This window comes from Streptomyces sp. WAC 04229, from assembly GCF_003947455.1.
Lineage (GTDB): Bacteria > Actinomycetota > Actinomycetes > Streptomycetales > Streptomycetaceae > Streptomyces.
Genome location: NZ_QHJH01000359.1, coordinates 1 through 2802 on the forward strand (window position 1 = coordinate 1; position 2802 = coordinate 2802).

3 protein-coding genes are annotated in these 2802 nt (G+C 70.7%); all 3 read left to right on the top strand.

The window, feature by feature from the left end; all coding sequences use genetic code 11:
* The coding region (locus DMH12_RS38050; RefSeq protein ID WP_148107600.1) for a carbohydrate ABC transporter permease at nucleotides 1-878 on the top strand (878 nt) is incomplete at its 5' end.
* Nucleotides 875-1750, top strand: coding sequence for a carbohydrate ABC transporter permease (locus DMH12_RS38055; RefSeq protein ID WP_125495811.1), 876 nt, complete (start codon nucleotides 875-877; stop codon nucleotides 1748-1750). The genes DMH12_RS38050 and DMH12_RS38055, both read left to right, overlap by 4 nt.
* Nucleotides 1747-2736, top strand: coding sequence for a zinc-dependent alcohol dehydrogenase family protein (locus tag DMH12_RS38060; RefSeq protein ID WP_125495812.1), 990 nt, complete (start codon nucleotides 1747-1749; stop codon nucleotides 2734-2736). The genes DMH12_RS38055 and DMH12_RS38060 overlap by 4 nt, the downstream gene beginning before the upstream one ends.
* Nucleotides 2737-2802: the final 66 nt, after the last annotated feature.

A 2802-nucleotide genomic window follows, 5' to 3' on the forward strand; every position in this document is an offset into this window, starting at 1 on the left:
CCTCCCGGCTGCGCGCCTGGGCCACCCGCGCCCCCCTCCTCCCCGCCCTGATCTTCATGATCGCGGTCACCCAGCTGCCCTTCGTGGCGACCCTGGTGATCTCCTTCTTCGACTGGAACTCCCTCTATCCGGACGCCCGGCACTTCACCGGCTTCGCCAACTACGGCGACGTCCTCGGCGACGCGGACCTGCGCCAGTCCGTGTGGACGACGATCCTGCTGACGGTGGCGGTGGTCCTGGCCAGCCTCGTCCTCGGCCTGGCCCTCGCGCTGCTCCTCGACCGGCGGTTCAAGGGCCGGGGCGTGGTCCGCACCCTGCTGATCGCCCCGTTCCTGGTGGTCCCGGTGGCGGCGGCGCTGCTCTGGAAGCACGTCCTCTACAACCCCGAGTACGGCCTGCTCAACGGGCTGCTGCACTACGTGGGCGGCCCGCAGCCGGACTGGATCTCCAACACCCCGCTGCTCGCCGTCGAGTTGTCACTGATCTGGCAGTGGACGCCCTTCATGATGCTCATCCTGCTGGCCGGCCTGCAGAGCCGCGACCAGCAGCAGATCGAGGCCGCCCGGGTGGACGGCGCGGGCGACTGGCAGATCTTCGTCCACCTCACCCTCCCCCACCTGCGCCGCTACCTGGAGCTGGGCGCCCTGCTCGGCTCGATCTACATCGTCCAGAACTTCGACGCCGTCTTCACCATCACCTCCGGCGGCCTGGGCACGGCCAACCTGCCCTACACCGTCTACCAGAGCTTCTACCAGGCCCACGAGAACGGCCTCGCCTCGGCCGCGGGCGTCCTGGTCGTCATCGGCTCGATCATCATCGCCACCTTCGCACTGCGCGTGGTGTCGTCCCTGTTCCGCGAGGAGGCCGGCCGCGCATGAGCGCCACCGCCGTACGACCCGCCACCACCACCGCCAAGCCGGCCCGGACCCGCCGCAAGGCAGGAGCCGGACTGGGCCTGGTGGCCTGGCTGGCCGGCATCGTCTTCTTCCTGCCCATCGCGTGGATGGCGCTGACCTCCTTCCACTCGGAGGCGGACGCGGCCACCAACCCGCCGTCCTTCGCCGCCTCGCTCACCCTCGACGGGTACCGCGAGTTCTTCGGCGCGGGCGGCGGCGCCAGCCCCTGGCCCGCGCTGATCAACTCGGCGGTGGCGTCGGTCGCCTCGACCCTCTTCGTCCTGGTGCTGGCCCTGCCCGCCGCCTACGCCCTCTCCATCCGCCCGGTGAAGAAGTGGACGGACGTCCTGTTCTTCTTCCTGTCCACCAAGATGCTGCCGGTGGTGGCGGGGCTGCTGCCGATCTACCTGTTCGCCAAGAACACCGACATGCTGGACAACATCTGGCTGCTGGTCATCCTCTACACGTCGATGAACCTGCCGATCGCGGTCTGGATGATGCAGTCCTTCCTCGCCGAGGTCCCGGTCGCGATCATCGAGGCGGCCCGGGTGGACGGCGCGAAGCTGCCCACGATCCTGGTCCGCGTGGTCGCCCCGATCGCCCTGCCGGGCATCGCCGCCACCTCCCTCATCTGCTTCATCTTCAGCTGGAACGAACTGCTCTTCGCCCGGGTGCTGACGGGCGTGGTCGCCGAGACCGCCCCCGTCTTCCTGACCGGCTTCATCACCAGCCAGGGCCTCTTCCTGGCCAAGGTGTGCGCCGCGTCGCTCGTCATCTCCCTGCCGGTGCTCGCCGCGGGGTTCGCCGCCCAGGACAAGCTGGTCCAGGGCCTGTCGTTGGGAGCCGTGAAATGAAGGCCGCCGTCATCGAGTCCGTGGGCCGCGCCGTCGTCACCGAGGTCCCGGACCCGACGCCGGGTCCCCGGGACGTCGTCGTCGAGGTCGCCGCCTGCGGCCTGTGCGGCACCGACCTGCACATCCTGCAGGGCGAGTTCGCGCCGAAGCTCCCCATCGTGCCCGGCCACGAGTTCGCCGGCGAGGTGGTCGGCGTCGGCGCCCAGGTCACGGAGGTGTCCGTCGGCGACCAGGTGGCGGTCGACCCCTCCCTCTACTGCTACGAGTGCCGCTACTGCCGCAACGGCCACAACAACCTCTGCGAGCGCTGGGCCGCCATCGGCGTCACGACGGCGGGCGGCGCGGCGCAGTACGCGGTGGCTCCCGTGGCCAACTGCGTGAAGCTCCCCGAGCACGTCCGCACCCAGGACGCGGCCCTGATCGAACCGCTGTCCTGCGCGGTCCGCGGCTACGACGTCCTCCAGTCCCGCCTCGGCGCCCACGTCCTGATCTACGGCTCCGGCACGATGGGCCTGATGATGCTGGAGCTGGCCAAGCGGACCGGCGCGGCCAGCGTCGACATGGTCGACCTCAACCCGGCGCGCCTGGAGACGGCCCGCGGCCTCGGCGTCACGGGGTCGGCCGCGACGCCCGACGAGCTGGACCGCCCCCAGGGCTGGGACCTCGTCATCGACGCCACGGGCAACGCGGCGGCCATCCAGGACGGCCTGGACCGCGTCGCCAAGGCGGGCACCTTCCTCCAGTTCGGCGTCGCCGACTACGCGACCCGCGTGCAGATCGACCCGTACCGCGTCTACAACCAGGAGATCACGATCACCGGTTCGATGGCCGTCCTGCACAGCTACGAGCGCGCGGCGGAGCTGTTCGCGAACGGCGTCCTCGACCCGGACGTCTTCATCAGCGACCGCATCGAACTGGCCCGCTACCCCCAGGCCCTGGAGCAGTTCGCGGCAGGAGTGGGCCGCAAGATCGTGGTCGTGCCGTAGGCGTTCCCGCCGGGGCGGCGGGCGCGAAAACCCGGTGGGCCGCGCCGCCCCGCCCCCGTACAGTCC

Bases quoted from the DNA above. Each gene is read 5' to 3' on its own strand.
- DMH12_RS38060 (WP_125495812.1), top strand. From the start codon at position 1,747: ATGAAGGCCGCCGTCATCGAGTCCGTGGGCCGCGCCGTCGTCACCGAG.
- DMH12_RS38055 (WP_125495811.1), top strand. From the start codon at position 875: ATGAGCGCCACCGCCGTACGACCCGCCACCACCACCGCCAAGCCGGCC.